This is a genomic window from Methylobacterium sp. J-026 (assembly GCF_022829585.1).
Lineage (GTDB): Bacteria > Pseudomonadota > Alphaproteobacteria > Rhizobiales > Beijerinckiaceae > Methylobacterium.
On sequence record NZ_JAKSYC010000186.1, the window covers coordinates 1 to 4,135 of the forward strand.

A 4,135-nucleotide genomic window follows, 5' to 3' on the forward strand; every position below is an offset into this window, starting at 1 on the left:
CGGGCGCGGAGCTGCTTCGGGCCAGGCGGTTTCTTGGGACTTTGCGCTTTCGTGGGACTGGGTGTTTTCTTGGGACTGGGTGTTTTCTTGGGACTAGGTGTTTTCTTGGGACTGGGTGTTTTCTTGGGACTGGGTGTTTTCTTGGGACTTGGCGCTTTCTTGGGGCTGGGTGTTTTCTTGGGACTTGCCGTCTTCGGCGGCTTCGACGCCTTCGGGTCCTTGGCGGACTTGACCGCGGGCGCGCGCGCCGTTGCGGGTGGCGGCGCGTCGGGAACGGGTCCGATAAGGTCCGCGAGGGGGCGCCCGGTCGCCGCGAGATCGGCCGCGATTCGTCCCAGCCAATCCTGCAGCACCCGGAAGGCCGGCGGCAGGGCTGCGTCCAGATGGCCCCCCGCCCAGTTCCAGCCCCTGTCGGTGACGGTCAGCCGCAGCGCGCGCCCCTGCGTCTCCACCGTGATATAGCGCCCCGCGATCAGCGCCTCCCGGTCGGCCTTCCTGACCTCCGGCACGAGCGTGCCCTGCAGGGCGGTTCCGCCCCGGCCGAGGAGGCACCACAGGAGCAGGGCCTGCTGCGGCGTCGGCGACTCACTCATCGGCTCACCTCGTCCTGCGCGCCGGGCCCGAGGCGGATCACGGCGCGGATCTTCTCGATCGCCAGGGGAAGGTCTGCCGTGACCTGATCGTTGGTCAAGCGCAGAACCCGGTAGCCCGCGGTCAGCAGCTCGTAGTCCCGGTGGCGGTCGTTGCCGAACTTGGGCTCGGCCCGGTGCTCGGGACCGTCGAGTTCCACGACCACGCGGCGCGTGCGGCACAGCAGGTCGACCCGCGGCCGCACCCCCCAGGCGCCCACCGGAACCAGGGCGTTGCAGACGAACAGGCCCGCGAGTTCAGGATCTTGATCCAGCGCCGCCGCGACCCGGCGCTCGATCGCGCTCGCCGGGAGCCCGCCGGCCGGCGGGATGAAGCGCTCCGCCGCCGGGCGGTCCTCCGCGGCGAAGGTGCGGGCGCCGTAGAGGATCCGGTCGTAGGGCGCCGTCTCGGGCGGCTCCGCGGCGAGGGTGGCCACCACCGCGGCCCCATGCCGGCCGCACCATTCCAGGGCCTCGATCGTCGGGCGGGCGCGGGCCGCCGAGGCCGGATCGATCTCCCAGATCAGGACGATTCCGGCGGGGTCGATCGCCCGCGCGAGGCGGAGGAGTTCGTGATCCTGCCCCAGCGTCCGGAAGCGCGGCCTCAGGCCGAGGCGGGCGCGCTTCGACGCCGCCTTCAGCCACGGATCGGCGGTGACCGGGGTAAGGGACGCGTCGCCGCCGTGCCAGTGCGGCCAGCGGTCGAGGGCCAGCTCGGCCAGGTCGTCGAGGATCCGGTCGATGAGCGCCGTGGCGGTGGACCGGTCCGCGCCCTCGACCAGCAGCGCGCCGCGGTCGCTGCCCTCCCGCACGAGGGTGGCGAGGGCGGCGCGGCCGATGCCCAGGACGACGAGGCGCTCGCCCGGCCCGAGGCCGGCGATGCGCCGGGCCACGTCGTCCGCCGTGATCCGCGGCCGCGCCGCAGTGCCGTGCTGGATGGTCAAGGGCAAACCGAGGCCGTGCTGCCGGCGCGCCGTCGGCGCCTGCACGCCCTGCCGCCGTTCATCGGACCGTTTCAGCACAGCCGGGCGCCTCTGGCTACGGCCGCCACACCTTCTAGTTGTCGCATCAGGGCAGAGAACAGCCCCGCCCCCGCCGCAGCCGCTCCGGTGACGAAGAGCGGCGGATCGGCGCCGTTGCGCTGGCCGCGCGGTTGGGTTAGGACACCGGCGCGGCTAGCACCCGTAGCTCAGCTGGATAGAGCGTTGCCCTCCGAAGGCAAAGGTCACACGTTCGAATCGTGTCGGGTGCGCCAATCATTTGAATGACTTAAAGGGCGGTGCCCTGTGGTCGAGAATTGGCTGCGGAAGCACTGCGGAAGCAGGCGGCTCGAACCTCTCACCTGTTCGCTCCTCGCCGCGGCCGCCCTCATCGCCAGCATGACGATCTCAAGCGAAGCTCAGGATGCGGTTGTAAAGACCGAGCTCGCCCCGACCGGCGCGCTCAGGGTCGGCCTGATTGAGGCCCCCTCCCCCGGCCTCATCTTCGTCAGTCGCGCCGCTGACGGGAAGCCCGAGGGCGTCACGGCCGACCTGAGTGCCGACCTAGCCGTGAAGGCTGGGTTGCCGCTCGCCGTGACCCTGTTCCCGAATTCGGGAGCCGCGGCCGCGGCGCTCCAGGCCGCGACGATCGACGTAAGCTTCATGCCGGTCGATGCGACCAGGCGGCAGATGCTCGAGTTCGGGCCAGGGTACTACGATCTGGAAAGTACCTACCTAGCCAGCGCCGCCTCGGGCATCGTCGACGTCGCGCAGGTCGACCAGCCGGGCGTCCGCGTCCTGGCGATCGACGGCACCACGACGTTCCGCGCCTCCGCCCGCACTCTGACGCACACGCAGCCCGTGGCGGTCCCGACCGTGGCCGAGGCCGTGGAGCGGATGCGCGCCGGCCAGGCGGAAGCCTTCGCCCTGTCGCGCGATACGCTGCGGCCGGTCGTCCAGCAGGTCCCGGGCTCGCGGATCGTCACGGGCGGCTTCCAGCGGACGCAGGTGGCTGTTGCGCTGCCGAAGGGGCGGCCCGGCGCCCTTGCCTATGTGACCGATTGGTTGGATGGAGCCAAAAAGACGGGCTTCGTCCGGCGCGTCTTCGATGCCCGCGGCTTCCGTGGTGATCCGGTCGCGCCATGAGCAACTGGCTCTTCAGTCAAGGAGGCTTGCGGCACCGCGCGGTGCGAGAAGAGGCCTGCTGATGCCGATTCCCACCGTGATCCTGTTTGGCTTCGCTCTAATCGGTACCATCGTGATGGCCGTCGGTTGGTCGCAGGATCCGGTCGCACCGACGCCCTGGGAATGGTTCGTCGCCAAGATGACCGAGGGCGGCGTCTGGACGGGGCTATTCCTGTCTCTGCTGGCCGTCGGCTACTTCGCTTGGCGAAGCGATCGGCCTAGCAGGAAGCACAAGGGACCGAACTGACAGCCGCCGGCTTCATCTTCATCGAGGAGAGCGGCGACGGGCCGGTGGCGTGGCTGCGGAAGGCATGACAGGCCAGTCAGTTTCAGCAGCGTGGCGCAGGCTCAAAGCGGGGCCTGACCTCGCAGCCGTCGATTGGTACATTGCCTGGCGATGCACAAGCTCCCGCCCGCCAGCCTGTACCGCCTCCGCCTGCTTTCTGAGACTAGCGCACGCTTCTATCCGGTGACCGCCTACATGCGTCGCTTGGAGGTTCTCGGCCTTGTAGTTGCCACCGGGCGGACGGATCCCGAGAAGGACAGCGCCGAGTACCAGATCACCGATGCAGGGCGAGCCGAGCTGGAAGAGCGCTATGGGCCAGCTTCGCCAAAACCCGGCCGAAGCTGAAACTACTTTGCCTCCACCATCTGCCGCCTGTGGTTCTGTACGCTTGGCCCCGTCCCGATCCGATCACGGGGCGAGGGAGCGTCCGATCTCACCAGCGGTCGAGCCGATACGCAACGCGGCTCGGGAGCTGTATGGCGAAAGGCAATTGCCCGATTGTGCCAACGCTGGGTAGGTGGCCGTCCCGGGTCGGGACCATTGGGGCAGTTCGTTGTGGGGCGGCCTGGAGCATCGGCATGGACGACGAGGACCGCGACTACCAGCACTCCGACCTGTCCGGGGCCTTCAGCCGACCCAGCAGCTCGCCTCGACGGTGGGGCGCGAAGCGCAGTTCGATCGGACCTACAATGACGTGGTGCGCGGCAGTCAGACGGCTCAGCGCGCCGCATCGGCCCGGGACATCGCCCCGCGGGAGGTGCCGGCGGGCGCCACCGACGTGCTGCCGGGGGTCGCGACCCTGGTCGGCGGCGCTGGGGCGGGCGCGGGGGCTCTGGCGAGCAAGGCGGCCATGGGCGGCCTCAAGCTCGCGGCCAGTTCCGCCGGTCGGCAAGCCGACATCGCCCGCAACCAACAGCTCGCCCGTGCCGTGACGATGCAGGGCGGCGATGCCCTCGACACGCTACTGTCGGCGATAGAACGGCGCGGGGCGATGATGCGGCAGGCTGGGGCCTATGGCGATGCAGCGCGGATCGGCGCGCAGGCTGGCGCAATCT

The 4,135-nt window shown here is 69.9% G+C and carries 3 protein-coding genes, 1 tRNA gene and 2 pseudogenes; 4 read left to right on the plus strand and 2 right to left on the minus strand.

Features of this window, described 5'->3' with window-relative positions; genetic code table 11:
• Together MKK69_RS17405 and MKK69_RS17410 are read right to left on the minus strand one after the other, a co-directional pair.
• Positions 1-593 (minus strand): annotated as a pseudogene (locus MKK69_RS17405) (hypothetical protein); the annotation flags it as partial.
• The gene (locus MKK69_RS17410; RefSeq protein ID WP_243969841.1) at positions 590-1,651 is read right to left on the minus strand and encodes a DUF559 domain-containing protein; all 1,062 of its coding nucleotides are present in this window, start codon (positions 1,649-1,651) and stop codon (positions 590-592) included. The pseudogene MKK69_RS17405 and the gene MKK69_RS17410, both read right to left, overlap by 4 nt.
• A 156-nt stretch (positions 1,652-1,807) precedes the next feature.
• On the opposite strand from MKK69_RS17410, the gene MKK69_RS17415 reads away from it, so the two are divergent.
• The 4 genes and pseudogenes from MKK69_RS17415 to MKK69_RS17430 form a co-directional block, all read left to right on the plus strand.
• Positions 1,808-1,884 (plus strand) — tRNA-Arg (locus MKK69_RS17415).
• 124 nt (positions 1,885-2,008) lie between these two features.
• The gene (locus MKK69_RS17420; RefSeq protein ID WP_243969843.1) at positions 2,009-2,755 is read left to right on the plus strand and encodes a transporter substrate-binding domain-containing protein; all 747 of its coding nucleotides are present in this window, start codon (positions 2,009-2,011) and stop codon (positions 2,753-2,755) included.
• 61 nt (positions 2,756-2,816) lie between these two features.
• Positions 2,817-3,041 (plus strand): alkaline shock response membrane anchor protein AmaP, encoded by a 225-nt coding sequence (locus MKK69_RS17425; RefSeq protein WP_243969845.1) that lies wholly within the window; start codon positions 2,817-2,819, stop codon positions 3,039-3,041.
• A 694-nt stretch (positions 3,042-3,735) separates the two neighbouring features.
• A pseudogene (locus MKK69_RS17430) lies at positions 3,736-4,135 on the plus strand (hypothetical protein); the annotation flags it as partial.